At 72.0% G+C, this 25,853-nt stretch carries 22 protein-coding genes and 2 tRNA genes; 20 read left to right on the plus strand and 4 right to left on the minus strand.

The annotated features are described in order from the left end of the window. Positions 1-36 precede the first annotated feature (36 nt). Positions 37-2,124, minus strand: a complete 2,088-nt coding sequence (locus tag ACMTAK_RS32805) for a hypothetical protein (protein ID WP_413809509.1) — start codon at positions 2,122-2,124, stop codon at positions 37-39. A gap of 304 nt (positions 2,125-2,428) precedes the next feature. Here ACMTAK_RS32805 and proB point away from each other — a divergent pair, with 304 nt between their 5' ends. The 5 genes from proB (at position 2,429) to ACMTAK_RS32830 (ending at position 7,702) form a co-directional block, all read left to right on the plus strand. Continuing rightward, positions 2,429-3,646, plus strand: a complete 1,218-nt coding sequence (gene proB, locus ACMTAK_RS32810) for a glutamate 5-kinase (protein WP_051572562.1) — start codon at positions 2,429-2,431, stop codon at positions 3,644-3,646. A 272-nt stretch (positions 3,647-3,918) separates the two neighbouring features. Further along, positions 3,919-4,380, plus strand: a complete 462-nt coding sequence (locus tag ACMTAK_RS32815; protein ID WP_063893219.1) for a hypothetical protein — start codon at positions 3,919-3,921, stop codon at positions 4,378-4,380. Between the two features lie 91 nt (positions 4,381-4,471). Continuing rightward, the gene (locus tag ACMTAK_RS32820; RefSeq protein ID WP_413809510.1) at positions 4,472-5,770 is read left to right on the plus strand and encodes a glutamate-5-semialdehyde dehydrogenase; all 1,299 of its coding nucleotides are present in this window, start codon (positions 4,472-4,474) and stop codon (positions 5,768-5,770) included. Between the two features lie 106 nt (positions 5,771-5,876). After that, complete coding sequence (locus ACMTAK_RS32825; RefSeq protein WP_413809511.1) at positions 5,877-6,503, plus strand: SCO2584 family spore wall biosynthesis protein; 627 nt, start codon at positions 5,877-5,879, stop codon at positions 6,501-6,503. Positions 6,504-6,619: 116 nt separating this feature from the next. After that, entirely contained in the window at positions 6,620-7,702 is a 1,083-nt protein-coding gene (locus ACMTAK_RS32830; protein ID WP_413809512.1) for an SCO2583 family membrane protein, read from the plus strand. Between the two features lie 18 nt (positions 7,703-7,720). Here the strand turns inward: ACMTAK_RS32830 and ACMTAK_RS32835 are convergent, their stop codons facing one another. Further along, positions 7,721-8,941 carry a M48 family metallopeptidase gene (locus tag ACMTAK_RS32835; RefSeq protein WP_413809513.1) on the minus strand — a complete coding sequence of 407 codons (1,221 nt, stop codon included), beginning with the start codon at positions 8,939-8,941 and terminating at the stop codon, positions 7,721-7,723. A 104-nt stretch (positions 8,942-9,045) separates the two neighbouring features. Between ACMTAK_RS32835 and ACMTAK_RS32840 the strand changes: the two genes are divergently transcribed. The 7 genes from ACMTAK_RS32840 to ACMTAK_RS32870 all read left to right on the plus strand — a co-directional run bounded on the left by ACMTAK_RS32840 (position 9,046) and on the right by ACMTAK_RS32870 (position 13,337). Then, positions 9,046-9,198, plus strand: coding sequence for a hypothetical protein (locus ACMTAK_RS32840; RefSeq protein ID WP_044575378.1), 153 nt, complete (start codon positions 9,046-9,048; stop codon positions 9,196-9,198). A gap of 150 nt (positions 9,199-9,348) precedes the next feature. Continuing rightward, positions 9,349-9,516, plus strand: a complete 168-nt coding sequence (locus ACMTAK_RS32845; protein ID WP_037945979.1) for a hypothetical protein — start codon at positions 9,349-9,351, stop codon at positions 9,514-9,516. A gap of 59 nt (positions 9,517-9,575) precedes the next feature. Continuing rightward, entirely contained in the window at positions 9,576-10,187 is a 612-nt protein-coding gene (gene nadD / locus ACMTAK_RS32850) for a nicotinate-nucleotide adenylyltransferase (RefSeq protein WP_037945980.1), read from the plus strand. A 10-nt stretch (positions 10,188-10,197) separates the two neighbouring features. Beyond that, positions 10,198-11,988: an LCP family protein gene (locus ACMTAK_RS32855; protein WP_413809514.1), complete on the plus strand. Its 1,791-nt coding sequence runs from the start codon at positions 10,198-10,200 to the stop codon at positions 11,986-11,988. A gap of 113 nt (positions 11,989-12,101) precedes the next feature. Further along, positions 12,102-12,542, plus strand: a complete 441-nt coding sequence (gene rsfS, locus ACMTAK_RS32860) for a ribosome silencing factor (RefSeq protein WP_020871362.1) — start codon at positions 12,102-12,104, stop codon at positions 12,540-12,542. Further along, positions 12,539-13,192 (plus strand): histidine phosphatase family protein, encoded by a 654-nt coding sequence (locus ACMTAK_RS32865; RefSeq protein ID WP_413813066.1) that lies wholly within the window; start codon positions 12,539-12,541, stop codon positions 13,190-13,192. Before rsfS ends, ACMTAK_RS32865 begins: the two co-directional genes overlap by 4 nt. Before the next feature lie 72 nt (positions 13,193-13,264). Continuing rightward, positions 13,265-13,337, plus strand: a tRNA-Ala gene (locus ACMTAK_RS32870). Between the two features lie 22 nt (positions 13,338-13,359). Here ACMTAK_RS32870 and ACMTAK_RS32875 read toward each other — a convergent pair. Then, positions 13,360-14,313, minus strand: a complete 954-nt coding sequence (locus tag ACMTAK_RS32875; RefSeq protein ID WP_413809515.1) for a helix-turn-helix transcriptional regulator — start codon at positions 14,311-14,313, stop codon at positions 13,360-13,362. Positions 14,314-14,496: 183 nt separating this feature from the next. On the opposite strand from ACMTAK_RS32875, the gene ACMTAK_RS32880 reads away from it, so the two are divergent. From ACMTAK_RS32880 to ACMTAK_RS32905, 6 genes are all read left to right on the plus strand, one after another. Next, a complete protein-coding gene (locus ACMTAK_RS32880) occupies positions 14,497-16,110 on the plus strand; it encodes an MFS transporter (RefSeq protein ID WP_413809516.1) in 1,614 nt (537 codons plus the stop codon). Between the two features lie 242 nt (positions 16,111-16,352). Further along, complete coding sequence (locus tag ACMTAK_RS32885) at positions 16,353-16,586, plus strand: hypothetical protein (protein WP_030835565.1); 234 nt, start codon at positions 16,353-16,355, stop codon at positions 16,584-16,586. A 101-nt stretch (positions 16,587-16,687) separates the two neighbouring features. Further along, positions 16,688-16,760 (plus strand) — tRNA-Ala (locus ACMTAK_RS32890). 275 nt (positions 16,761-17,035) lie between these two features. Next, positions 17,036-19,912, plus strand: a complete 2,877-nt coding sequence (gene leuS / locus ACMTAK_RS32895; RefSeq protein WP_413809517.1) for a leucine--tRNA ligase — start codon at positions 17,036-17,038, stop codon at positions 19,910-19,912. Positions 19,913-20,029: 117 nt separating this feature from the next. Then, positions 20,030-20,764 (plus strand): hypothetical protein, encoded by a 735-nt coding sequence (locus ACMTAK_RS32900; RefSeq protein ID WP_413809518.1) that lies wholly within the window; start codon positions 20,030-20,032, stop codon positions 20,762-20,764. A 191-nt stretch (positions 20,765-20,955) separates the two neighbouring features. Next, positions 20,956-21,801, plus strand: coding sequence for a DegV family protein (locus ACMTAK_RS32905; RefSeq protein WP_413101220.1), 846 nt, complete (start codon positions 20,956-20,958; stop codon positions 21,799-21,801). Between the two features lie 132 nt (positions 21,802-21,933). Here ACMTAK_RS32905 and ACMTAK_RS32910 read toward each other — a convergent pair whose 3' ends face one another. Then, entirely contained in the window at positions 21,934-22,068 is a 135-nt protein-coding gene (locus ACMTAK_RS32910) for a hypothetical protein (protein ID WP_413809519.1), read from the minus strand. 90 nt (positions 22,069-22,158) lie between these two features. Here ACMTAK_RS32910 and ACMTAK_RS32915 point away from each other — a divergent pair, with 90 nt between their 5' ends. Both ACMTAK_RS32915 and ACMTAK_RS32920 read left to right on the plus strand, forming a co-directional pair. Next, positions 22,159-23,103, plus strand: coding sequence for a helix-hairpin-helix domain-containing protein (locus tag ACMTAK_RS32915; protein ID WP_413809520.1), 945 nt, complete (start codon positions 22,159-22,161; stop codon positions 23,101-23,103). After that, positions 23,100-25,784 carry a ComEC/Rec2 family competence protein gene (locus ACMTAK_RS32920; protein ID WP_413809521.1) on the plus strand — a complete coding sequence of 895 codons (2,685 nt, stop codon included), beginning with the start codon at positions 23,100-23,102 and terminating at the stop codon, positions 25,782-25,784. Before ACMTAK_RS32915 ends, ACMTAK_RS32920 begins: the two co-directional genes overlap by 4 nt. The last annotated feature ends 69 nt before the right edge of the window (positions 25,785-25,853 follow it).

Raw genomic sequence — 25,853 nt, forward strand, 5'->3', positions numbered from 1 at the left:
GTCGGCTCGGACCGTCTTACGTCGGACCGTCGGACGTCAGACCGTCGCGGTCTCCTCCGGCTCCGCCGAGCCGGACTCCAGCTCCATCTCCTCCGCCGCGTCCCGGGCCTCGCGCTGCGAGGGGATCTCGTCGGTGAGCCGGGTGGCCATCCGGGCCCGGCGCTCGTCGGCCTTGCGGCACAGATCCTGCGTGGCCCGGTCGAAGCGCACCAGCGACGGCGGGTCGGACGGGCCGAGCAGATGCACCTTCAGCTCCGCGCGGGCACCCGCGAGGGTGTCCTTCTCGGGGTCGCGGACCGCTTCCAGCAGTCCGGTCACGCCCGCGGCTTCCGGTGTGAGGATCGTGGCGGCGCGCACCGTCGGGAAGCCCGCCCGGAACTCCTCCTCCGTCATCCCGCTGGTGTTCGCCACGGCGTACGGCTTCTCGCTCGTCAGGTAGTCCGAGACCACGCTGGAGACATCGCTGATCAGCACGTCGGCCTGGTTGAAGCAGGTGAAGATCGCCGGACGCGGACCGGTGATGATCTGGTGCTCCCAGACCGGCAGCGAGGCCCAGTAGGCGCTCTCCCAGGCGGCGGTGGCCGCGGCGACGGCCGCCGCGCGGTCGCCGTCCGGGGCCCCCTGGAGCTTCATGCGCTCGATCTCGTCCGCGCTGGGGCGGAAGGAGGTGCTGGTGAGCCGGTTGAGCTCATCGGCGCACCGGGCCAGCTCGGCGGCGGCCTCCGCGCCGGGGCGGTCGCCGCCGCGCTTGGTGTTGGCCTCGGCGATCATCGCCTTGATGCGGTCGTTGGCGCGGCCCGCGCGCGGGTCCACGGAGCCGGTCATGGGGTGCGGCTTGTACAGCAGGCGCACCTTGGGGTCGGCGAGCAGCTCGCGGACGATGTTCTCACCGGCCAGGATCACCGAGGTGTTGCCGGGGTTCCCGTCCCAGCCCTCCCAGGTCGGCGCGTACAGCACCGTCGTCAACTCACCGGTGGGCACGCCCGCGTAGGGGCGGATGGGGGCCAGCTGCGGTCGCCCGACCTCCACGACGTCCTTGTCCTCGACGCCGATGTCGGCGAGCTGGTAGCGCTCGCGCGCCGCCGGGCCCGCGACCCACACCTCGTCGTACGCCTTGGCGTACGGGTTGCAGCTGGAGAGCTTGTCGCTCTCGCCGTGGTTGATGAACGCGTGCTTGATCGAGGGGATGCGCAGCACCTGCGAGGTCTTGCCGGAGTTCGCCGGGTGCAGCAGCACCTTGAGCGTCGAGTGCTCCAGCCGCATCAGATGAGCGACCTTGGGGAGGCAGACGATCGGTACGTCCGTGGCCTCGATCTTCTGCACCATGAACCGCTCACGGAGCACGATGATCGGCTTGCCGTCGAGCGCGGCGAGCGTGGAGAGCCACATGTTCGCCTGGTACGCCGAGGAGTTGCCGCCCGAGAAGTACATGCCCACGGTCGGCTGGTAGTCGGCCAGCCACTGGTCCAGCCAGCGCAGGGCCGTGGCCTCGTTCGCCACGCGCTTGCGCGGCAGCAGCCAGCTGGCGAGGTGGGCCGTGCCGCCGATGCCGATCAGCAGCGCGATCGTCAGGCCGACGCCGCCCCAGATGGCGTCCTTGGTGGCGGCGGTGATCAGCAGACCGGCGGTGACCGGCGCGGCCAGCCGCAGCAGACGGCGCCCGTGCTGACGGGCGAACAGCCGCGGCGGGGCCTCGCTCAGGCGCAGCGCGGAAGCGTCGATGTTGCGCGTGACGAACGGCAGCTGCCGGGTCCGGCGGACCAGGATGGCCGCCGCCTGGCAGGCGAAGTGCACCAGGTAGAAGAGCAGCAGCCCCACGGTCAGGGGCGCCTGCTCGTGCAGGGGATTGATGCCCTCGATGCGCAGCAGCCCGACCATGATGAGCATGTCGCGGAACAGCTGGCGCACCGTGACGTCGAGGCGGATCTTCCCCAGCAGCGACAGCAGACCGGGCTGCTTGTGCTGCAGGAAGAGATCGAGCGCGAGACCGCACGCCGAGGCGGCGATGAAAAGCGGTACGTTCGGAAGCACGGCGCCGACGAGCTGTGTGGCGAAGAACACGAGCATCGCGAGCAGCGCCGTCAGCTGTACGACCCGGCGTGGGGCGATTCCGGCAGAGGGCACGGGGAGGGCTCCTGGCAGGAGGGCAACGGACTGGGGGGACCCCTGACCGTATGCCGACGCCCCGCCCGGTGACAATCCGCGCCGGTGCCAACCGGTCGCAATCGGTGTCAAAGGTCCCCCGAGAGGTGTCCGCGGGGCGCTCATGGCGACGGGTGAGGCGGTGTGCGCGGGCGGTGTCCGGAGGCTGAAATGCCGAGGCGGGACGCGGCTCGTCTGTCGTAGATTGCCCCCTTGTCATGATGAGTGTGTAAGGCATGCGTTTCTTCGGGGCGTGTGATGGGCCGGGGACGAACGAGGGAGCGGCGTGGCGGAGCAGGACGGGTCGGCGGTACGGGACGAGGTGGCCGCCGCCCGCAGGATCGTGGTCAAGGTCGGCTCGTCCTCCCTCACCACCGCGGCGGGGGGCCTGGACGCGGACCGTGTGGACGCGCTGGTCGACGTGCTCGCCAAGGTGCTCGACGGCGGCGGTAAGGGCGACGGCGGCAGGGACGGCGACCGTAAGGGCGGTGACGGTAAGGGTGGCGACGGTAAGGGCGGCGCGAACGGCAAGGAGATAGTCCTGGTCTCCTCGGGCGCCATCGCCGCCGGGCTGGCGCCGCTGGGCCTGGACCGGCGCCCCCGCGACCTCGCCCGCCAGCAGGCGGCCGCGAGCGTCGGACAGGGGCTCCTGGTGGCCCGCTACACGGCCTCCTTCGCGCGCTACGGGCGCCGGGTCGGCCAGGTGCTGCTCACCACGGACGACACCAGCCGCCGCGGCCACTACCGCAACGCCACGCGCACCCTGGACCAGCTGCTGGCCATGGGCGCGCTGCCGATCGTCAACGAGAACGACACGGTGGCCACGGACGAGATCCGGTTCGGTGACAACGACCGGCTCGCGGCCCTGGTCGCCCATCTCGTCCGGGCGGATCTGCTGGTGCTGCTCTCCGATGTGGACGGCCTGTACGACGGGGACCCCAGGACCCCCGGCACCTCCCGGATCGACGAGGTCCGGGGCCCTCGGGACCTGGACGGCGTCTCCATCGGCAGCGCGGGCCGCTCCGGGGTGGGCACCGGTGGCATGGTCACCAAGGTCGAGGCGGCCCGGATCGCCACCGCGGCCGGGGTCCCGGTGGTGCTCACCTCCGCCAGCCGGGCCGGGGACGCCCTGCTCGGCCGCCATACGGGCACGTTCTTCCACCGCACCGGCCGCCGCTCGGCGAACCGGCTGCTCTGGCTCGCCCACGCCTCCGCGCCACGTGGCGCCCTCACCCTGGACGACGGCGCGGTACGGGCCGTCGTGGAGCGCCGCACCTCGCTGCTGCCCGCCGGGATCGCGGCCGTGGAGGGTGAATTCACCGCCGGTGACCCGGTCGAGCTGAGGGACACCGAGGGCCGTCCCGTGGCCCGTGGACTGGTCAACTTCGACGCCAAGGAGATCCCGCAGCTGATCGGCCGCTCGACCAGGGACCTGGCCCGCGAGCTCGGCCCGGCCTATGAACGCGAGGTGGTCCACCGCGACGACCTCGTCGTCCTGGACTGAGCCGTTCCGGCGGCACGGCACCCTCGCGGGGACACCTCCCAGCGGTAGCCGGGGGAGAACGGAGCCGCCGGAAAATAACCCCCCTCCGAAAAACCTCAAAAGCGCCCCGCGGGCGGGCGTGGGCTGGTCAACTTTGTTCAACGGGGTCGCGCGGGGCAGCGCGCCGGCTGTGGGAGACGCGGCGGAGTCCGAGCGGAAGGCCGCGGCCATGGCACCGTCATGAGATGCTCCGCCCGCGCGTGAGCGGAGCAGCGAGTTACAGGAGGCCGTCGGTGAGACGAGGGCGCCCGGGGGCGTCGCCCAGAGGGGCGGCGGAGCGCACCCTGACCAGTGTCGGAGCGGGCGACGCCGGGTCCGGCGACGCCGTGGCGCACGATGCCGGACGGGGCGAGGCGTCCCGGCTGTGGCACATCACCCTCAGTGTCTCGGGGAGCGAGGCACCGCTGCCGGAGGTCCGCAGGGCGCTCGAGCAGCTGGCCCATGACCATCCGTTCCTGCTGACCAGCCGCTACGCCAACGATCACGCCGAGATCCGCTACTGGGAAGAGGCCCGTGATCTGCATGACGCCGCGGCGGTCGCGCTGCGGCTGTGGGGCGAGCACCGGGCCTCGGCCAAGCTGCCGCCCTGGGAGATCGTGGGGCTCGAGGTCATCGACCGTGATACGTATCACCAACGGGTCGCGGAGGGATACGGGCCGCCACCGGCCTCCCCGGTGGGCGTGCATCCGTTCTGAGGACGGATGTGCGACGCCGAGATGTGAGAATGCCATCTCGAACTGCGGAATAGTGCGTGGATCTCCGCTCCCGGCTCAGTACGCTTCGGGCATGACCAGCGCACCCACGTCGCCGCTCACCGACCCCTGGCCGAAGTCCCCGGTCCTTCAGACCGCCTACCGGGCCCAGGTCGCGGCCGCCGATCTCGCGCCACTGCCGCGCGCCGTCAAGGACGACGCGCTGCTCGCGATGGCCGACGCCCTGGAGGTGCGCACCAAGGAGATCGTGGAGGCCAACGCGACCGATGTGGAGCGGGCCCGCGAGGCCGGCACCAGCGACGCCATCGTGGACCGGCTGACGCTCACCCCCGAGCGGGTGCGGGCCATCGCCTCCGATGTCCGCGACGTGATCGCGCTGCCCGACCCGGTCGGCGAGGTGGTGCGCGGCTCCACGCTGCCCAACGGGATCGACCTGCGCCAGGTGCGCGTTCCGCTCGGCGTCGTCGGCATCATCTACGAGGCGCGGCCGAATGTGACGGTGGACGCCGCGGCGCTCTGCCTGAAGTCGGGCAACGCGGTGCTGCTGCGTGGCTCCTCGTCGGCGTCCCACTCCAACGCCGCGCTGGTGAAGGTGTTGCGCGACGCCGTCGGCGGGGCGGGGCTGCCCGCGGACGCGGTGCAGCTGGTGCCGGGCGAGAGCCGGGAGTCGGTGCGTGAGCTGATGCGCGCCCGCGGCCTGGTGGACGTGCTGATCCCGCGTGGCGGCGCGTCCCTCATCCGTACGGTCGTCGAGGAGTCCACGGTCCCGGTCATCGAGACCGGCACCGGCAACTGCCATGTGTACGTGGACGCCGACGCCGACCTCGACATGGCGGTCGAGATCCTGGTGAACTCCAAGGCCCAGCGGCCGAGCGTGTGCAACGCGGCGGAGACGCTGCTGGTGCACCAGGACATCGCCCCCCGGTTCCTGCCCCGCGCCCTGGACGCGCTGGCCGAGGCCGGGGTCACGGTCCACGCGGACGAGCGGGTCATGGCGTTCGCGGAGGGCTCCAAGGCCACGATGGTCCCGGCGGTGGTCGACGACTGGGAGACCGAGTACCTGTCGTACGACATCGCGGCGGGCGTCGTGGACTCCCTGGAGGCCGCGGTGAGCCACATCCGCCTGTGGTCCTCCGGGCACACCGAGGCCATCGTCACGACGTCCCAGCAGGCCGCCCGCCGCTTCACCCAGCTCGTGGACTCCACCACCGTCGCCGTGAACGCCTCCACGCGGTTCACCGACGGCGGGCAGTTCGGCTTCGGCGCCGAGATCGGCATCTCCACCCAGAAGCTGCACGCCCGGGGGCCCATGGCGCTGCCCGAGCTGACCTCGACGAAGTACATCGTCACCGGCGACGGCCACACCCGCTGACTCACCCGTTCGGGGGATGGTCGATTTCCGGCGCCGCTGGGGTGGATCTTCCCCCGAATACCATTTCACCCTGCCCAAATTGACCCGTCCGGTCTACTCTGAATGGGTGCCGGACGACGTGGGGGGCAAGCCGTTCCCGGACGGCGACGAGCCCGACGACCGCAGCCACGGCGAGACGAACGACGAGTTCGCCGCCGTGGTCTTCGACGAGGACTTCGTACGGTCGGCCCCGATCCATGAGCCCACCGCCATCGAGCGGATGCTGGCCGCCGCCGAGGCCCGTGCCGAGGCCGAGGCGTCCCGGCGCCGCAGGGCCGGTGTCGCGCCCGAGGACGAGCTCTTCGAGGACGGGTACGGGGCGGAGGCCGACTTCTACGGCGCGAACGACCCCGCCGGGCGCTTCGGTCCCGGTCGGGACGGGGACGACGACTACGGCCCTTATGGGCGCTACGGCAGCGCGGGGCGCCCCTACCGCGGCCATGCCCGCTGGCACCGCCCGGTGGCCTGGCTGCTGGCCGTCCTGATGGGCATCGGAGTGGTCGCCCTGGCCTTCACGGCGGTCTACCGGGGTGCCTCGGGCAACCGCCAGGACCCCGCCCCGCCACCCGCCACCAGCGGTGTCGACGGCTCGCCCTCGGGGCAGCCGCGCCTGGAGCCCTCGGCGTCGGAGTCGGCCCCGGAGCCGACCGGGGCCAAGGGTTCGACCGCCTCCGCCGTACCGCCGTCGCGGTGACGCCCTCGCACCTCGCTAGCACGTCGCGGCGTATGGGGCGTTTCCTCCGCACTCGCCTCCCAAGTTGTGGAGTACCACCGCGTTTACCGTCGCCCCTGGCGACCTACTCTTGAGATATGACCGGGCGTGGAGACCCTCCCGAGGGGACACCCGAGGGCGTCCCGGGAGGTGGTGAGGACGAGTACCGCTCCGTCGTGTTCGACGAGTCGTTCGTCCGTGCTGCCCGGCTCCAGGAGTTCTCCGCCGACGAGCGCATGGGCGAGCACGCACAGGCGGTGCGCAGCCGGCACGCCTGGGCCAGGGCCGGGGCGTCGCGCCAGGCCGTCGCGCTCGTCCTGCTGATCGCCGTCGCCTTCGCGGCGGCCGTCTACATGGGGGTGCGCCACCCGTACCAGACGCCGCAGCCGCAGACCGTGGAGCCACTGCACAGCAGCGTGGTGCCGCTCGCGCCGCGTGGGGAGGTGCCCGGAGGGCCGCCGGACCGGCTGTTCCGCAACAGCCCGGCCGCCGAGTTCCGCACCGGCGCCCAAGGGGTCACCGTGCCCGGTGCCCGCCGCACCCAGAGCTTCTCCGAGAGCCAGGTGATGACGGCGCTCACCACCGCCAAGGACTACCTGGTCAAGTCCGCCATCGACCCGGGTGTGCTCACCGGCGGCCCGGTGCAGTCCGTAAGGATGCTGCTGGATCCCGCCCAGCAGACCCAGTTCGACCAGAGCTTCCAGCACCCGGTCGACGACGGACGGCATGCGGCCACCGGCTGGCTGAACCGCTTCAACCCGGCCGAGGTGACCCTGGCCGACACCCCGGTGCGGGTCCGCGGCACCCTTACGGTCATCGAGCGCAGCGCCGCGACCCTGGAGGTCGCCGCCGACCATGTCTTCGTCTACGCGCTCCAGCCGGCCCATGAGCGCGGACCGGACCATGCCTCGCTGTTCACCGTGCGCCGTGAGACACGGTTCCGCTTCGACCGGGACGATCTGCGCGACCACCATCTGGAGCTGGTGCAGAGCACCGCGCTGGCGGGCCCGCAGGCCTGCGCCGCGAACGCCTCCGGCTATCTGCGGCCGATGCTCGCCGGTCAGAGCGCCAAGGGCGACGCCCCGACGGGCACCGACCCGTACACCACGGGCCGGACCACGGTGTCGCTGTGCGGCGTCATGGCCCCCGGGACCCAGCCCGCCGTCGACGGGCGGTCCTGAGGGCCGCCAGGGGCCGTCTCAGCGCTGTGGCGGGGTGTCCCCGGGCCCGTCGTTCCCCGGTCGCTCCTCCGGCCCGTCTCCGGGGCGCTGGTCCCCGGTCGTGTCCTGAGCCCCGCCCCGGGGTTCGTCACGGCGCTCCTCCCGGGGCGGCGTGCCCTCCTCCGCGGTCTCACCGTGCTTGCCCGCGCCGCCGGTGAACCGGTCGCGCAGCTTGCTGCCCAGGTCCCCGGCGCCGCCCGCCACGTCCCTGACGAAGGCGAACAGCGGGTCCTTGCTGTTCCGGACCGACTCCGCGTAGTGGCTCGCGGACTCCCGGAACGAGTCGCTGACCGAGGTGTCCCGGTCCTCGCCGCGGCGCGGGTAGTGGCCGTCCATGAGCCGCTGGTAGTCGCGGGTCGCGGCCCACTTCTTGAGCTCGGCGGCGCGCACGGTGGTGAACGGATGGCTGCGCGGCAGCATGTTCATGATCTTGAGGACGGAGTCCCGCAGATCGCCGCTCGACTCGTACTCCTCCGCCTGCTCCAGGAAGGCGTCCACGTTCATCTCATGGAGGTGATGGCCGCCCGCGAGCTTCATCAGCCCGCGCATCGAGGCCCGCAGATCCTGCCCGACCAGCAGCCCCGCCCGGTCCGCCGAGAGCTCCGACTTCCGGAACCACTCGCGGAGCGCCGTGACCAGCGCCAACACCGCCACATTGCCGAGCGGAATCCAGGCGACCTTCATGGCGAGGCTGGTGAGGAAGAGCAGTATCGTCCGGTAGACCGAGTGCCCCGACAGCGCATGGCCCACCTCATGGCCGATGACCGCCCGCATCTCCTCCTCGTCGAGCAGCTCGACCAGACCGGTGGAGACCACGATGATCGGCGCGTCCATGCCGATGCACATCGCGGTCGGCTGCGGGTTCTGGGTGACGTACATGGCCGGGACCCGCTCCAGGTCCAGGATGTAGCAGGCGTCCCGCAGCATGTCGTGGAGATGGGTGAACTGCCGCTCGCTGACCCGCACCGAGTCGGAGAGGTAGAGCAGCCGCAGACTCCGCTCGGGCAGCAGACCGCTCATCGCCTTGAAGACGGTGTCGAAGCCGGTCAGCTTGCGCAGCGCGACCAGCGCGGAGCGGTCCGCCGGATGTTCGTACGCCCGTGAGGAGATCCCGGGGAACCGCCGCCGCTCCCGGCCGGGCACATGCTCCCGGGCGTCTCCTGTCCCGTTTCCACCACCGGTCTCGTGGCTGTCGCTCATGTCGCCCCCTCGTTGATTGCCCGCTCGACGGGGAGCCCGGTCCGGGCTCCTCGTCCGGCGGCCCCCAGCCTAGGCCCTGAGCGCCTGGGGGTTAGCGTGGAGACATGCCCGAAATGACTGGCCTCACCGAAGCCCTCGCCGCCACCTCCCACAGCAACGACGGCCCGGGAGCGCTGCTGCGCATCGTCATCGTGGTCGGCGTGGTGGGCGCCGCCCTGCTCGCCTGGTTCCTGCTGCGCGGTTACAAGCAGGACTGAGCGGTACAAGCAGGCAGGACTGAGCGGTTACAAGCAGGACTGATACGAGCGGGGCTGCCACCGGCAGGACGGACATCGGGACCGAAAACCGCCTCGCATACGATGTGGCCGACGTGTTGTGACGCCTAGACCCGGATAGGTACTGCCGCGATGACCGCTTTCAGCACCGCACATGCCGCCCTGACCACGCTCGCGTCCGAGGGCGGTGAGCACACCGATACCCACCCGAGCATCAGCCCCTTCATGACCGGCGGTGCGGCCCTGGTGATCCTCTTCCTGCTGCTGTGGATCACCACGCGCTTCAACCGGGACCGCTGACCTGGGCGATTGCCCCTATGGGCCCCGGCTCCGGGCCGGGCCCAGTAGGGTCTGCACGCATGGAAGAGCAGAAAGGGTCCGGCAAGCGGCGACTGGGTGTGATGGGCGGGACGTTCGACCCGATCCACCACGGCCACCTGGTCGCGGCGAGTGAGGTGGCCTCGCAGTTCCACCTCGACGAGGTGGTGTTCGTGCCGACCGGGCAGCCCTGGCAGAAGAGTCACAAGAAGGTCTCCCCGGCCGAGGACCGCTACCTGATGACGGTCATCGCGACCGCCTCGAACCCGCAGTTCTCGGTCAGCCGTATCGACATCGACCGCGGCGGGCCCACCTACACCACCGACACGCTCCGGGAACTGCGCGCGCTCAACGGTGACGCCGATCTGTTCTTCATCACCGGGGCCGACGCACTCAACCAGATCCTCACCTGGCGCGACGCCGAAGAGCTCTTCTCGCTGGCCCACTTCATCGGGGTGACCAGACCCGGGCACATACTGGCCGACCCGGGGCTGCCGGAGGGCGGGGTGTCGCTGGTGGAGGTCCCGGCTCTGGCGATCTCGTCATCGGACTGCCGGGCGCGGGTCGCTCATGGCGACCCCGTCTGGTACCTGGTGCCGGACGGCGTGGTGCGCTACATCGACAAGCGCGAGCTGTACCGGCACGACTGCTGAAGGGGTACCGGTGAACGACCGGCAGGATCCGTACGACCCGTACGCACAGGACCCGTATGGCCAGGAGCCGCAGATCTACGGCTATGACGCCTATGGGCGTCCGGTTTACCAGCCGCAGGCGGAACAGCAGCAGAGTTACGACCCGTACGCGCAGCAGCAGGCGCAGTACGGGGAGCAACAGCGGCAACAGCAGCAACACGACGGGTACGGGTACGACCCTTACGGCCAGCCGCAGCATTACCAGCACCAGCAGCCCCAGCAGCAGTCCCAGACGCAGAACTACGACCCGTACGCCCAGCAGCAGCAACAGCAGCAGTACCAACAACAGCCACCGCAGGGCTACGGCTACGGCTACCCGCAGGCGGCAGCCGCCCCGACCGTCCCCCCGCAGCGCGAGGAGCCCGGCCCGGAGCCGAACCCCTACGAGGAGCTGAGCCCGGAGCAGCTGCGTCCCGGGTCCGAGCCGCCTCAGGCCGGGGAGCCCCGTTCCACCGGGCCCCGGTCCGCGGAGCGGAAGCGTCCCGGGGGTGCCGATCAGCAGGAGTACCACACCGAGCAGTTCTCCTTCGTCGAGGAGCAGGACGAGGAATCCGACGACGTCATCGACTGGCTGAAGTTCGCCGAGACCCGCTCCGAGCGGCGTGACGAACGCCGTCGTAAGGGCCGCAACCGGCTCATCGCGCTCGTCGTGGTCCTGGTCCTCGCCGCGGCGGGCGGGGTCGGTTACCTCTGGTACGCGGGCAAGCTCCCGGGGCTGTCCGACGACGGCCAGGACCAGGCGGCCGCGGGCGGTCCGCAGAAGCGCGATGTGATCGTCGTCCATCTGCGCGAGACCAAGGGCGGCCGCACCTCCACGGCCCTGCTGGTGGACAACGAGACCACCAAGAAGGGCACCACCGTCCTGCTGCCGAACTCGCTGGCCGTCTCCACCGAGGACGGCGCCTCCACCACGCTCGGCAAGTCCGTGACCGACGAGGGCTCGGACTCCACCCGGGACTCGCTGAGCACCCTGCTGGGGTCGAAGATCCAGGGCACCTGGCGGCTGGACACGCCCTATCTCGAGAACCTCGTAGAGCTGGTCGGCGGGATCAGCCTCGACACCGACGCGACCGTCCCCAGCCCCCAGAAGGGCGAGGACCCCCTGGTCGAGCGGGGCAAGGACCAGATCGTGAGCGGCCAGGCGGCCGTGGCGTACGCCACCTACCGCGCGCCCGGTGAGGCACAGTCCAAGCAGCTCGCGCGGTTCGGGCAGGTCATGCACGCGGCCCTGAAGAAGCTCTCCAGCGATGCGAAGGGCGCCACCAGCACCGTGGAGTCGCTGGCTCAGATCCCCGACCCGTCGCTGTCCGAGCAGCAACTGGGCGCGTCGCTGGCGAAGCTGGCCGGACAGGCCAAGAGCGGTGCGTACGACACCGCGATGCTGCCGGTCCAGCCGGACGGGACGCTCAGCAGCCAGGCGACCGACCATGTGGTCAAGGACATCCTGGGCGGCACGGTCAAGAACTCCGACAAGAGCACCGCACCCCGGGTCAGCGTGACCAACGCCGGAGGCCCCAAGGACGCGTCGAGCGCCGCGCGGGTGGCGCTGGTCAACGGCGGCTTTACGGTCGTCACGGCCACAGAGGGCGGCGATGCGCAGTCGGCCTCGCGGGTGACCTACGCGGACAACGCCCAGGCGGGCCAGGCCAAGGAAGTCGCCAAGACGCTCGGGCTGCCGGAGTCGGTGGTGCGGAAGGGCAAGGGCGCGGCCAACGCGGACATCACGGTCCTCCTCGGCCCGGACTACGACGCCACGGGCTGAGGCGGCCGGGACGGGCCGGGCGGCCCGGACCGCGGCCGCCCGGCGTGACGGTGGGGCGTGAGACCCTGGGGGGAGCCAGATCTTCGAGGTACCACCGACCGAAAGCCTTGCCTGTGACCGCCACGGACCGCTCCCTCGAGCTCATCAACGCCGCCGCCCAGGCGGCCGCCGACAAGCTCGCGCACGACATCATCGCGTACGACGTCAGCGATGTGCTCTCCATCACCGACGCCTTCCTGCTGGCCTCGGCGCCCAACGACCGCCAGGTCAAGTCGATCGTCGACGAGATCGAGGAGCGGCTGAACAAGGACCTGGGCGCCAAGCCGGTGCGCCGCGAGGGCGACCGCGAGGCCCGCTGGGTGCTGCTGGACTACGTGGACATCGTGGTGCACGTCCAGCACAGCGAGGAGCGGGTGTTCTACGCCCTGGAGCGGCTCTGGAAGGACTGCCCGCAGCTGGAGCTCCCGGCCGACGCCGAGGCCACCCGCGGCAAGGCGCAGGAGTACGCGCAGGCGCAGGGCCCGGACGGCGGCGCGGGCGGTGAGCTGAGCTGAACGGCACCCAAGGCGCCCGTGGCCGCCGCATCGTCCTGTGGCGCCACGGCCAGACGGCCTGGAACATAGAACGCCGCTTCCAGGGCTCCCTGGACATCGAGCTGACCGACACCGGTCTCGCGCAGGCGCACCGCGCGGCCCGGCTGCTGGCCGCCCTGAAGCCGGACGCGATCATCGCCTCCGATCTGAAGCGGGCGGCGGCCACGGCCGCCGAGCTGTCCGCCGTCACGGGTCTGTCGATCGCACATGACGCGGGCCTGCGGGAGACCTACGCGGGCAAGTGGCAGGGGCTGACCCACGAGGAGATCATCGGACGCTTCGGCGAGGAGTACGCGGCGTGGAAGCGCGGGGAGCCGATCCGGCGCGGCGGCGGTGAGCTGGAGACCGAGGTCGCCGACCGGGCGGCGCCGGTGGTGCTCGAGAGCGCCGACAAGCTGCCGGACGACGGCACGCTCGTGGTGGTCAGCCACGGCGGCACGATCCGCACCACCATCGGCCGGCTGCTCGGCCTGGAGCCCCGCACCTGGGAGGCGCTGGGCGGCCTGTCCAACTGCTGCTGGTCCGTTCTGGGCGAAGGCGCGCGGGGCTGGCGGCTGCTGGAGCACAACGCCGGGTCGCTGCCCGAGCCGGTGCTCGGCGACGACGACTGAGCGGATTTCCTTTCCCGGCAGGTCACCGGCTATGCTCCTTCTCGTTCGAAGCGCTCCGGCGCGGAGAAGAGCGGGGCTATAGCTCAGTTGGTAGAGCGCCTGCATGGCATGCAGGAGGTCAGGAGTTCAATTCTCCTTAGCTCCACAGGACCAGGGTCCCGTCTCCCTCACAGGGAGGCGGGACCGCTGCTTTCCGTACCGCTTCCGGCCCGGGTCTCCGCCGTGGCTCTCTCCTCCAGCAGTACGGAGAGCGGCTTGGCGTGCATCGTGCAGCCGATCAGCGGGTCGTGAAGGAGGCGCACCCGCCGCACATGGTCACGGCTCTCCTCGTCACAGGGCGTGTAGACCACGATCCGGGTCTCCGGCACCCCGCTGACCTGCATCGAGGTCGAGGTCAGCCGGATCTCGCCGACTGAGGCGTGCCGCACCACCTTGATCCGGGAGCCCGGCGGGGCCACGTCCCCGCTCTGCCACAGCCGGGCGAAGTCGTCACTGGCCTCCAGCAGCCGGGCTATGAAGTCCTCCCAGGCGGGCTCGCCCACATGGCGTCCGTACCCGCCGCGCAGCGTGGCCACCAGGAGCGGCAGCTCCTCGTCGAGGTTCACATAGGGGGCGCAGCAGCGGCGGGCCACGAACAGCTGCCACAGGGCGTTCCGCTCGGAGGCGGCGGAGAGCAGCATCTCCGGGAACAGGCCGCCGTACGCGGCATTGGCGGCCAGGACGTCGTAGCGGGCGTTGTAAACCACCGCCGGGAGCGGGTCGAGCGCGTCGATGATGCCCTGCACCTCCGGGCTCACGCTGCGTGGATCGCGCTCGCGGCCGGGCACATACGGCACCTCGGCCAGGTGGTAGAGGTGCTCGCGCTCGGTCTGGTCCAGCCGCAGGGTGCGCGCGACCGCGTCCAGCACCTGCACGCTGGCGTTGATCGGGCGGCCCTGCTCCAGCCAGGTGTACCAGGTCACGCCGACGCCGGAGAGCTGGGCGACCTCCTCGCGGCGCAGCCCCGGGGTGCGCCGCCGCAGACCGGGCGCCATGCCCACGTCGGCGGGGGTCACCCGGGCACGGCGGCTGCGCAGGAAGGCGGCCAGCTCGGGCCTTCTGCGCCGAGTGTTCGCGGTCATCGTCGCTCTCCCCATCCCCCGTGCCGTCGGGCCGCACGGGCGGTCCCCCGTCGAGCCGTACGGTTCCCCCGTCGAGCCGTACGGTCCCATGCTCCCGGGGGCGGCGGGCGGCTGCCAGGTGCTGCCACTACCAGCATCGGCGGGCTCTCGTTACCGGTATCCGCCCGGCCGCAGGCTCGACCCATGAGACACACCACCCCGACCACCCTTCCTCCGACGGGGGACCTCGGTGGATCCAGTAAAGGCGAGACCACTGACAACCGGGTCAATGGCAGCTCGGCCGCCGACCACCGGGCCGCGCGGCGCCCTGCCTCCCGGCGCCCTCCGCGCCCCGGCTGGCTGCTCGCGATCGTCCTCACCGGCCAGCTCATGGCCGTCCTCGACGTCTTCATCGTCAATATCGCCGCCCCGACCGTGCGCGCCGATCTGCACGCCTCCGGCGCCGGGCTGCAACTTGTCATCGCGGGCTACACCGTCTCCTACGCCGTGCTGCTGATCACCGGCGCGCGGCTGGGCGCCCTGATCGGCCACCGGCGGATGTTCCTGACCGGGCTCGCGGTCTTCACCGGCGCCTCGCTGGCCTGCGGGCTCGCCGCCACCACCGGGCAGCTGATCGCCTTCCGGTTCGTCCAGGGCGCGGGTGCCGCGCTGATGCTGCCGCAGGTGCTGAGCCTGATCCAGCGGACGTTCACGGGCGGTTCGCGGGCACGGGCGCTGGGCGCGTACTCCGCGGTGCTGGCCTCAGGCGCCGCCGGCGGGCAGATCCTGGGCGGACTGCTGGTCGAGGCCGATCTGCTCGGCTCCGGCTGGCGCCCGGTCTTCCTGGTCAACGTGCCGATCGGGCTCGCGCTGCTGGCCATTGGCCCGAGGCTGCTGCACGACCCGGCCGATCCGCCGCGTCCCGCCGATCCGCCGCGTCCCGCCGAGGCCCCGCGCCCGGCCGACACGCCGCGCCCTCGCGGGGAGGGCGCGGCCGTCCGCCGGAGCGGCCTGGACCTGCCCGGTCTGGTGCTGCTCGCGGCCGCCGTGCTGCTGTTCACGGTGCCGCTCGTGCTCGGGCAGGAGCGGGGCTGGCCGCTGTGGTGCTGGATCACGCTCGGGCTGAGCGCGGTCCTGGTGGCGCTCTTCGCCGCGTACGAGACCCGGCTGGCCCGGCGCGGCGGGGCGCCGCTGATCTCCCCCAGGGTGGCGCGGGCGCCGGGGATACCGCTCGCGGTGATCCGTATCGCACTGGGGATGGCGGCCAACGCGGGGTTCCTGTTCGCCCTGACCCTCCATGTGCAGGGCGGGCTCGGCTACAGCCCGCTGCGGGCGGGGCTGACGTTCGTCCCCACGGCGGTCGCGTTCGGCGTCGTGGGCCTCAACTGGCAGCGGCTGCCCGCCCGCTGGCACGCCGCCACCGTCCCGGGCGGATTCCTGCTGGCGGCCGTCTCGTTCGCCGGGACGGGTCTGGCCCTGCGCGACGGCACGGACGGCGGCCCATGGCTCCTCGTCGCCCTTACGGCTTCCGGCGCGGGGCTCTCGCTGGCCTACAGCCCCCTGCTCACGCGGACGTTGGCGACCGTAAGGCAGCAGGACGCGGCGGACGCCAGCGGGGTGCTGGTGACAGCGGCTCAACTCGGCCTGCTCACCGGCGTCGCGGTCTTCGGGGCGGTGTTCCTGGGCGCCGCGGACGATACGGTGCCCAGTGCGGATGCCTCCGCGGACGCCCTGTGGGTGACCTGCGTCGCCTTGGCCGGGGCCGCGCTGTGCGGAGCGCTGATGAGTCTGGTGAGACGAGTGGGGCATCTCCGCTGACCTGCGCGTCGTCCCGTGGCAGAATCGGACGGCCGGAGGGGGATGGGGCCGACACGTCCGATGGGGAGGGCAGGTGGGATGCGGACCAGCATCCTCGATGCGATCGAGGACCCGTCCCGCAGGGCACGAGCGGGCATCGTGTGCCCGTCCTGCGGCTCCGGACACGTGGCACAGGTCCTCGGTGACAACGGCGGTGTTTCCTACGTGTGTACGGCCTGCGGCCATAGCTGGAGCTGAGTGAGATGGGAGCCCACAGCCGGAAGTGCGACTGGTGCGGCACCGGTACACCGATCGTCCGCGACATGGAGCCGCTCAACTCCGACTACCAGTACTGGTGTGCGGAGTGCGCACGGGCGCTGATCATCAGGGGCGATCCCATCGAGACCTACCGCGAGCTGGAAGGGGAGCCGATCTACGGCCGGCTCCTCGATGAGCACTGCACGCTGAAGCGTTTCTATTCGTTCGCGACGGCGTAACGGAGATCTGCTCCGGCCTCCGGCTAATCGATTTGGCGGAAGGCCGGGGCGTCCGTGTAATGTAGGCGTCGCCGCCAGGGAAACCGGGCGGAGCGAGACCTGGGGCTATAGCTCAGTTGGTAGAGCGCCTGCATGGCATGCAGGAGGTCAGGAGTTCAATTCTCCTTAGCTCCACATCAAAGAGGCGGGTCGTCCGTAAGGGCGGCTCGCCTTTCGTTTCGCGTGACGAGGGTCACCACCTCCGTGCGGCCGGTCTGCGCCCTGCGGTAACCTGGCCGCATGCGTGCCGTACGCCTTCTGCTTAGCGGGCCGCGCTGATCAGTACCGACCGAGTAGCTCCGGTCGGCATCAGCGCGGCGTCCCCTCCTGTGCGAGGGGTCTTTTTGTTTCGGAAGCAGGGATCCGCTGCGTTGCCGCAGGCAGAGACGACCGATGGAGCTTTGAGGACCATGAGCGAGACCAATGCCGCGGCCGAGGTGGCCGCGCCGCACCGCTACACGGCCGCCCTGGCCGCCGACGTCGAAGCCCGCTGGCAGGACTTCTGGGACGCGCACGGCACGTATGAGGCGCCCAACCCGAGCGGCGACCTGGCCGGCGACGCCGAGGCCGCCGCCCGGCCCAAGAAGTTCGTCATGGACATGTTCCCGTACCCCTCGGGTGCGGGGCTGCACGTGGGCCATCCGCTGGGCTACATCGCCACCGATGTGTACGCCCGCTACCACCGCATGACGGGCCACAACGTCCTGCACACCCTGGGCTTCGACGCCTTCGGCCTGCCCGCCGAGCAGTACGCGGTGCAGACCGGCACCCATCCGCGGGTCAGCACCGAGGCCAACATCGAGAACATGCGGCGGCAGCTGCGCCGGCTGGGCCTGGGCCACGACCAGCGCCGCTCGTTCGCCACGATCGACCCGGACTACTACAAGTGGACCCAGTGGATCTTCCTGCAGATCTTCAACTCCTGGTACGACCCGGAAGCGAAGACGGCGCGCCCCATCGACACCCTGGTCCAGCGGTTCGCCTCCGGTGAGCGCCCCACCCCCGACGGCCGCCCCTGGGCCGAGCTGACCGAGTCCGAGCGCGCCGACATCCTGGGCGACTACCGCCTGGCCTACGCCTCGGACGCGCCCGTCAACTGGTGCCCCGGCCTGGGCACCGTGCTGGCCAACGAGGAGGTCACCGCGGACGGCCGCTCCGAGCGCGGCAACTTCCCGGTCTTCAAGGCCAAGCTGCGCCAGTGGAACATGCGCATCACCGCCTACGCCGACCGGCTGCTGGACGACCTGGACGAGCTGGACTGGCCCGAGGCCATCAAGCTGCAGCAGCGCAACTGGATCGGCCGCAGCGAGGGCGCCCGGGTCGACTTCCCGGTGGCCGAGAACCCCGATGCCAGGATCACGATCTTCACCACCCGCCAGGACACCCTGTTCGGCGCCACCTACATGGTCCTGGCACCCGAGCACCGCCTGGTGGACGAGATCGTCCCGGACGCCTGGCCCGCGGGCACCCACGACGTCTGGACCGGCGGACACGCCACCCCGGCCCAGGCCGTCGACGCCTACCGCAAGCAGGCCGCGGCCAAGTCCGACGTCGAGCGGCAGGCCGAGGCCAAGGAGAAGACCGGCGTCTTCACCGGCGCGTACGCCGTCAACCCGGTCAGCGGTGAGCGGGTGCCGGTCTTCATCGCCGACTACGTCCTGATGGGCTACGGAACCGGCGCGATCATGGCCGTTCCGGCGCACGACGGCCGTGACTTCGCCTTCGCCCGAGCCTTCGAGCTGCCCATGCGCTGCGTCGTCGAGCCCTCGGACGATCGCGGCACCGACCCCTCCACCTGGGACGACGCGTTCGGCTCGTACGATGCCAAGATCGTCAACTCGGTGGGTGACGGCATCTCCCTGGACGGCCTGGGTGTGACCGAGGCCAAGGCCCGGATCACCGAGTGGCTGGAGTCCCGGTCCATCGGCGAGGGCACCGTCAACTACCGGCTGCGTGACTGGCTGTTCAGCCGTCAGCGCTACTGGGGCGAGCCCTTCCCGATCGTCTACGACGAGGAGGGCGTGGCCCACCCCCTGCCCGAGTCGATGCTGCCCCTGGAGCTGCCCGAGGTCGAGGACTACTCGCCGCGCACCTTTGACCCGGACGACTCCGACACCTCCCCGGAGACCCCGCTGTCCCGGAACGAGGAGTGGGTCAACGTGGTGCTGGACCTGGGCGACGGGCGCGGGCCGCGGCCGTTCCGCCGCGAGACCAACACCATGCCCAACTGGGCCGGCTCCTGCTGGTACGAGCTGCGCTACCTGGACCCGCACAACAGCGAGCGGCTGGTCGACCCCGAGGCCGAGCGCTACTGGATGGGGCCGCGCGAGGGGCAGCCGCACGGCGGTGTCGACCTGTATGTGGGCGGCGCCGAGCACGCGGTGCTGCATCTGCTGTACGCCCGGTTCTGGTCCAAGGTGCTGTTCGACCTGGGGCATGTCTCCTCGGTCGAGCCGTTCCACAAGCTGTACAACCAGGGCATGATCCAGGCGTATGTCTACCGGGACAGCCGCGGTATCGCCGTCCCGGCCGCCGAGGTCGAGGAGCGGGACGGCGCCTACTGGTACAACGGCGAGAAGGTCACCCGGCTGCTGGGCAAGATGGGCAAGTCCCTGAAGAACGCCGTCACGCCGGACGAGATCTGCGCCGAGTACGGGGCCGACACGCTGCGGCTGTACGAGATGGCCATGGGCCCGCTGGACGTCTCGCGGCCCTGGGACACCCGCGCGGTCGTCGGTCAGTACCGGCTGCTGCAGCGGCTGTGGCGCAATGTCGTCGACGAGGGCACCGGAGAGGTCACCGTCGTCGACACCGAGCCCGACGAGGCGACGCTGCGCGCCCTGCACAAGGCGATCGACGGCGTTCGGCAGGACATGGAGGGCCTGCGCTTCAACACCGCCATCGCCAAGATCACGGAGCTGAACAACCACGTCACCAAGGTGCGCGAGGTGCCCCGCTCGGTGGCCGAGGGCCTGGTGCTGCTGATCTCGCCGCTGGCCCCGCATGTCGCGGAGGAGCTGTGGCGTCGGCTGGGCCACTCCGGGTCGGTCGTCCACGAGTCCTTCCCGGTCGCCGATCCGGAGTACGTCGTGGACGAGACCGTCACCTGTGTGGTGCAGGTCAAGGGCAAGGTCAAGGCCCGGCTGGAGGTCGCGCCCTCGGTCTCGGACGAGGAGCTGGAGGCGCTGGCGGTGGGGAACCCGGCGGTGGTGGCGGCGCTGAACGGCGCCGGTATCCGTAAGGTCATCGTGCGCGCGCCGAAGCTGGTGAACATCGTTCCGGCCTGATCGGCTTCTCATATGTGGGCGGGTTGGGGGTTCGTCAGGAACCTCTGGCCCGCTCGGCGCGTTTACGCTGAGAGGACGACCGCCACCGTGCCGTGACCGCCGCCCCAAGGAGCGCACATGGAAGCCATCTGGATCCTGTTGACGCTTTTCGTCCTGATCATGCTGGCGGGGGTCTATGGGGTCGTCCGCGGGGTCAGGGCGGCGAAGCGCGGTATCGACCGTACGGTTCACCAGGCCCGTGTCACGGTGGAGGAGACCAGACTCCGGGCCCGGCAGCTCGCCCAGCCTGGGGCGGCCGGTGAGCTCGCCCAGCTGCGGCTCTCCCTGCGCGGCTCGATGCGCGCCACCGGTCAGGCGCTGCAGGCGGCCGCCCCGCAAGACCGCTCCCTGTCGGAGTCGTTGGGCCTGTTCCAGCGGCTGAGCACCCATGCGCTGGACCTGGAAGCGGATCTGAAGCGGCTGGAGCAGGAGCCCGACAGGGCCAGGCTCGCCGCCCTGCTGCCCGAGATGCGGGAGCGTACGCAGCGGATCACCCATTCGGCCGACTCGCTGCGCTGGGCGGTGCAGGAGCGGACACATCGGATGGCGCACGACGATCTGGACTCGCTGGGCCGCGAGATCGAGATGGAGGCGGGGGCGCTGCGGCACTGGACGGCGGTGGAGCCCGACGAGCCGTTGACGGCGCCCGAGGCGGGTTCACGACCTGGGTCCGAGGCGAGGGTGCGCTCGGGGCCCGAGTCGGGGCAGGAGCCGGAGCCGCCCCGGCCGTCGCTCGGGGCGAGGCCGAATACGGAGCCCCAGGTGTGGCAGAAGCCCTGGCAGCAGTCCCCCCGTCCCGAGAACACGGCCTGAGACCCCGGAACCCGGAACCCCGGAACCCGGAACCCCGGAACCCGGAACCCCGGAGCCCGGGAACCCCTGAACGAACCCGGTCTGAGAACAGGATCTGAGTCACGTCTGAACAGGGCATGATCGGCAAGGCAATTGATCATCCGGTGGGGTCGCGCTGTCGGCAGGCGCCATCCCCGGATAACCTCCCAGTCATGTCCCGCCATGTCGCGATCGTGACCGATTCCACGGCGTACTTGCCGCAGGATGCGATGGAGCGGCACCGCATCACCGCCGTGCCGCTGACGGTGGTGCTCGGAGACCGGGCCCTGGAGGAGGGCACCGAGATCTCGGCCCGGTCCCTCGCGCAGGCGTTGCAGAAGCGGAAGCCGGTGACGACGTCCCGGCCCAGCCCGGAGATGTTCGCGGCCGCCTATCGGGCCGCCGCCGAGGAGGGCGCGACGGGGATCGTCTCCCTGCATCTGTCGGCCGAGTTCTCCGGCACCTACGACGCGGCGGTGCTCGCGGCGCAGGACGCGCCCGTTCCGGTGCGGGTGGTGGACAGCGGAATGGTCGCGATGGCGCTCGGCTTCTGCGCGCTGGCGGCGGCCGGGACGGCGGAGGGCGGCGGCACGCTGGACGAGGCCGTGGCGGCGGCGGAGAAGCGGGCCGACGGCACGGCCGCCTACTTCTACGTCGACACCCTCGACTACCTGCGGCGCGGCGGCCGCATCGGCGCGGCCCAGGCCCTCCTCGGCTCGGCGCTCGCGGTCAAACCGCTGCTCCAGCTCGACGAGGGGCGGATCGAGCTGCGGGAGAAGGTCCGCACCGCCTCGAAGGCGATCGCCCGGCTCGAGGAGATCGTGGTGGAGCGGGCCGGCCGGAGCCCGGTGGACATCGCGGTGCAGCATCTGGCGGCGGGCGAACGGGCGGCGGCGCTCGCGGAGCGGCTGCGGGAGCGGGTGCCGGGGCTGGCGGAGCTGTATGTGAGCGAGGTTGGCGCGGTGATCGGGGCGCATACCGGGCCGGGGCTGCTGGGGGCGGTGGTCTCTCCGCGATAGCGGAGGGCGGGGGTGGCTCTTCACTCGGCGGGGTGACGGAGTTGTCCACAACGCGGGGGTTGTCCCCGGAAATTGATGCGAACCAGCGCGATCGGCTCCATGTGCCTACCGTCAGGAGGCATGAGGTCACGATCACGCACGGTAGTCACGGGCCCGGGGCGGGGCCGCCATCGCGACGGCGGGGCGGGCCGCCGCCCACACCCGCCGTCCGGCACGGGCCTGGTCGGCGCCGGAAGCCGCCACCGCAGCGCCCACCGCCAGACGCACCCTGCCGCATCCTCACACGCGAGCCGCGCTGCGGCGCTCTTCGCCACGGCCTCGTCGGCGCCTCGGGCATCCCCGGTGGCGGTCGGGCCCATGGCTCTGGGCAGCAGGGACGGACCGAAGGGCGTCGTGGGGTCGGCTGTGGCCGTGGAGGAGGTACGGAACGGGGAGCCGCCCGAGGACGGGCACGAGGGCTGGCACGAGGAGGGGCCTGAGAACGCGTCCGAGAACGCCTCCGTGGACTCGTGCGAGAACGGGTCCGAGAACGCTCCGCTGCGCCGACGCGACCGGGCCGGGCTGGCCCTGCGCGAGCGGCTGCCGGTGTGGCTTCAGCTGCGCTGCGGCATGGAGCTGAAGACGGTCGTCGCCCTGGCGGTCGCCCTGCTCACCGCGGTGGCCTTCGCGGCCTACTACTTCTGGACCGGCCGTCCCCAGACCGTGCGCGCCCCGGACCCGGAGCCCCCGCGCGCCGCGCCCTCAGAAACCGGCCCGACGCCGGGCGGGCAGCTCACCTCGTCCGGCGGCGGCCGGAAGGTCGTGGTGGATGTGACGGGCAAGGTCCGCCGCCCCGGCCTGCGCGAGTTGCCGCCCGGGTCCAGGGTCGCCGACGCGCTGGAAGCGGCGGGCGGGGTACGGCCGGGCGCCGACCTGAGCGGGCTGAACCGCGCCCGCCCGCTGGTGGACGGGGAACAGATCGTGGTCGGCGCCCCCGCGGCCGGACCACCGGCGCCGGGCGCGGCACCCGGTGGCTCGAACCCACCCAACGCACCCAACGCACCCAACGGGCCAAGCGCACTCAACGGGCCCAACGCACCCAACGCACCGGCCGGGCCGGGGGCACCCGGTGGCTCCATCAGCCTGAACTCCGCGACCGCCGAACAGCTCGACACCCTGCCGGGAGTGGGCCCCGTCCTGGCCCGGCACATCATCGACTACCGCACCCAGCACGGAGGTTTCCGCTCCATCGATGAACTCCGCGAGGTGAACGGCATCGGCGAGCGCCGGTTCGCCGACCTGCGCCCGCTGGTCCAGCCATGACGTCCGCGCAGACCCCGCGCACCCGCGCCCCGGTCCATGCCGCGGCCGCGTCCCCACGCGGTGCGTCGCACCCACGACAGGAAGGCCCACCCGACCTCCGCCTGGTACCCCCGGCCCTGGCCGCCTGGGCAGCCGCGGCACTGGCCCTGGACGCACCGCCCCTGGCGGTCGCCCTCGCCTGCGCGGCAGCCACCCTCCTAGCGGCGGCCCTGCTCCTCCGGACCCGCCGACGAGCCCCGGCACCGGGCGGCCGACGCCACGGCCCACCCCGCCCCCGCCACGGACCGGACGCGTCCTCGCCGGCACCGCTCCCGGAAGACCCCAACCTGCCGGGGCGGCAAGCCACTTCACCACCACGCGCTGCCGCCTGGCGTGGGCGCCGTATGGCAGGAGCGGTCGCCGCATCGCTGTTGTGCGGGGCCGCTGCCGGGGCGGTCGCCGGGCTGCACGGGGCGGACGTACATCGCGGCCCCGTCCCCGCACTCGCCCGGGAGTACGCGGAGGTCACAGCCGAGGTGACCGTCACGGGGGACCCACGGCTCACTCGGCCACGGGTGCGGGGCGCGGCGCTCGCGCCCGCGTCCGTGGTCCTGGAAGCAGAGGCCCGCCAGGTCACCGGCCCCGGCGGCACCATGACCGCCACCCGCGCGCCCGTCCTGCTCACGGTCCACCCCAGGTCCGGAAAGGAGCGGACGGCCTGGCTCGGGCTGCTGCCGTCCACGCGTCTGCGCGTCCACGGCCGGCTGGCGCCGCCGTTGCGCGGCGGGGACCGTATCGCGGCCGTAGTGCGCGTAAGCGGCGGGCCCCCGAGGGCCACGGGCCCGCCCAGCGCGGTCCAGCGGTTTGCCGGGCGGCTGCGCGCCGGGCTGCGCACCGCGACCGACGGACTCTCCCCGGACGCGCGGGCGCTGCTCCCCGCGCTGGTCGTGGGGGACACCTCACGGGTGCCACCCGAGCTGGACGAGGCGTTCCGGGCCACGGACATGCTGCACCTCATGGCCGTCTCCGGCAGCAATCTGACGCTGGTCCTCGCACTGCTCACGGGCCCGCCGCAGCTGGCCGGGCGGGCCGAGCGGCGCGGTCTCGCGGGCGCGCTCGGCATCCGGCTGCGCACCACCGCCCTCCTCGGCGGCGGGCTCACGCTCGCCTTCGTCATCGTCTGCAGACCCGAGCCCAGTGTGCTGCGCGCCGCCGCCTGCGGGCTGATCACCCTGCTCGCCCTCGGCACCGGCCGCCGCCGCTCCCTGCTCCCGGCCCTGGCCGCCGCCGTCCTCGCGCTCGTGCTCTACGACCCCTGGCTGGCCCGGAGCTACGGCTTCCTGCTCTCCGTTCTGGCCACGGGCGCCCTGCTCACCATCGCTCCGGGATGGAGCGCGGCCCTCCAGCGCCGTGGCGTACCGCCCCGGGTGGCCGAGGCGCTGGCGGCCGCCGGCGCAGCCCAGGCGGTCTGCGCACCGGTCGTCGTGATGATGGCCGCGCGAGTGAGCCTGGTGGCGATCCCCTGCAACCTCATCGCCGAGGTGGCGGTAGCCCCCGCCACCGCCCTCGGCTTCGCCGCGCTCGCGGCAGCCGCCGTCGCACCGCCGCTCGCCCAGTGGATCGCCTGGCCGGCGGGCTGGCCCGCCGAGTGGATCGCCCAGGTGGCCCGGACCGGCGCGGCGCTGCCCGGAGCCGAGGCGGACTGGCCGGACGGCTGGACCGGCGCGCTCCTGCTCGCCGCCGTGACTCTGGCCGTGCTCTTCGCGGGCCGCCGACTGCTGCGCCACCGCCTGCTGTGCGCCGTATGCGCACTGCTGGTGCTGCTGGCCGTCATACGCCCGGCACCCCTGGCCCGGGTCATCACCGGCTGGCCACCGCCCGGTTGGCGGATGGTGGCGTGCGATGTCGGACAAGGTGACGCCCTGGTCCTGGCCGCGGGCCCCGGCACGGCCGTCGTCGTGGACACCGGCCCCGAGCCACGAGCCGTCGACCACTGCCTGCGCTCCCTGGGCGTCGTCCGGATCCCGCTCCTGATCCTGACCCACTTCCATGCCGACCATGTGGCCGGGCTGAGCGGTGCGTTACGCGGCCGCGCGGTCGGTGCGATCGAGGCGACCGCCCTGGAAGAACCACCGGGCCAGGCCGAGTTCGTACACCGCAAGGCCCGGTCGGCGCATATCCCGGTCATCCCGGCGCGGCCAGGGGAGCGACGACGCTTCGGCCCGCTGTCCTGGCAGGTCCTATGGCCCGCCCAGCCCCCCGGCCAGTCCCCCGGCCAGTCCCCTGGCCAGCCACCCGGCCCGGCCGCGACCGAGGGCCCGAACGACGCGAGCGTCACCCTCCTCGTCCGCACGGCGGGCCTGACCCTGCTCCTCCTGGGCGACCTCGAGCCCCCCGCCCAGCAGGCCCTGCTGGCGACGCACCCCGCCCTGCCCGAGATCGACGTTCTCAAGGTCGCCCACCATGGCTCGGCCTACCAGGACCCACAGCTGCTCCGACGCCTCAGTCCCCGCCTTGCCCTGATCTCGTGCGGCGCCGACAACCCCTACGGCCATCCCTCGCCCCGCACCATCGCCTCGCTGCGCGCCCAGGGCGCCGCCGTACTGCGAACCGACACCGACGGCCCCATCGCGGTCACGCACGACCGGGGCCTGCGCGCGGTCCTCGGAGGCCGTGGCGCGGGCACCCATGGGTCGGCCTGAAACACCCCGAAGGGGAGGGACGGGCCTGCCGCAGAGGGCGGTGGGTTGAACCCCCTTGGAGGTGGTGAT

Origin of the sequence: Streptomyces lacaronensis, assembly GCF_047337785.1 — a bacterium.
In the GTDB taxonomy this organism is placed as follows: Bacteria; Actinomycetota; Actinomycetes; order Streptomycetales; family Streptomycetaceae; genus Streptomyces; species Streptomyces lycopersici.

Excerpts from the sequence above, each read along its gene's own strand:
- ACMTAK_RS32820 (WP_413809510.1), top strand. The coding sequence starts at position 4,472 with ATGACCAGCGCACCCACGTCGCCGCTCACCGACCCCTGGCCGAAGTCC.
- ACMTAK_RS32830 (WP_413809512.1), top strand. The coding sequence starts at position 6,620 with ATGACCGGGCGTGGAGACCCTCCCGAGGGGACACCCGAGGGCGTCCCG.
- ACMTAK_RS32835 (WP_413809513.1), bottom strand. The coding sequence starts at position 8,941 with ATGAGCGACAGCCACGAGACCGGTGGTGGAAACGGGACAGGAGACGCC.
- ACMTAK_RS32840 (WP_044575378.1), top strand. The coding sequence starts at position 9,046 with ATGCCCGAAATGACTGGCCTCACCGAAGCCCTCGCCGCCACCTCCCAC.
- ACMTAK_RS32845 (WP_037945979.1), top strand. The coding sequence starts at position 9,349 with ATGACCGCTTTCAGCACCGCACATGCCGCCCTGACCACGCTCGCGTCC.
- nadD (WP_037945980.1), top strand. The coding sequence starts at position 9,576 with ATGGAAGAGCAGAAAGGGTCCGGCAAGCGGCGACTGGGTGTGATGGGC.
- ACMTAK_RS32875 (WP_413809515.1), bottom strand. The coding sequence starts at position 14,313 with ATGACCGCGAACACTCGGCGCAGAAGGCCCGAGCTGGCCGCCTTCCTG.
- ACMTAK_RS32880 (WP_413809516.1), top strand. The coding sequence starts at position 14,497 with ATGAGACACACCACCCCGACCACCCTTCCTCCGACGGGGGACCTCGGT.
- ACMTAK_RS32885 (WP_030835565.1), top strand. The coding sequence starts at position 16,353 with ATGGGAGCCCACAGCCGGAAGTGCGACTGGTGCGGCACCGGTACACCG.
- leuS (WP_413809517.1), top strand. The coding sequence starts at position 17,036 with ATGAGCGAGACCAATGCCGCGGCCGAGGTGGCCGCGCCGCACCGCTAC.
- ACMTAK_RS32900 (WP_413809518.1), top strand. The coding sequence starts at position 20,030 with ATGGAAGCCATCTGGATCCTGTTGACGCTTTTCGTCCTGATCATGCTG.
- ACMTAK_RS32905 (WP_413101220.1), top strand. The coding sequence starts at position 20,956 with ATGTCCCGCCATGTCGCGATCGTGACCGATTCCACGGCGTACTTGCCG.
- ACMTAK_RS32915 (WP_413809520.1), top strand. The coding sequence starts at position 22,159 with ATGGCTCTGGGCAGCAGGGACGGACCGAAGGGCGTCGTGGGGTCGGCT.
- ACMTAK_RS32920 (WP_413809521.1), top strand. The coding sequence starts at position 23,100 with ATGACGTCCGCGCAGACCCCGCGCACCCGCGCCCCGGTCCATGCCGCG.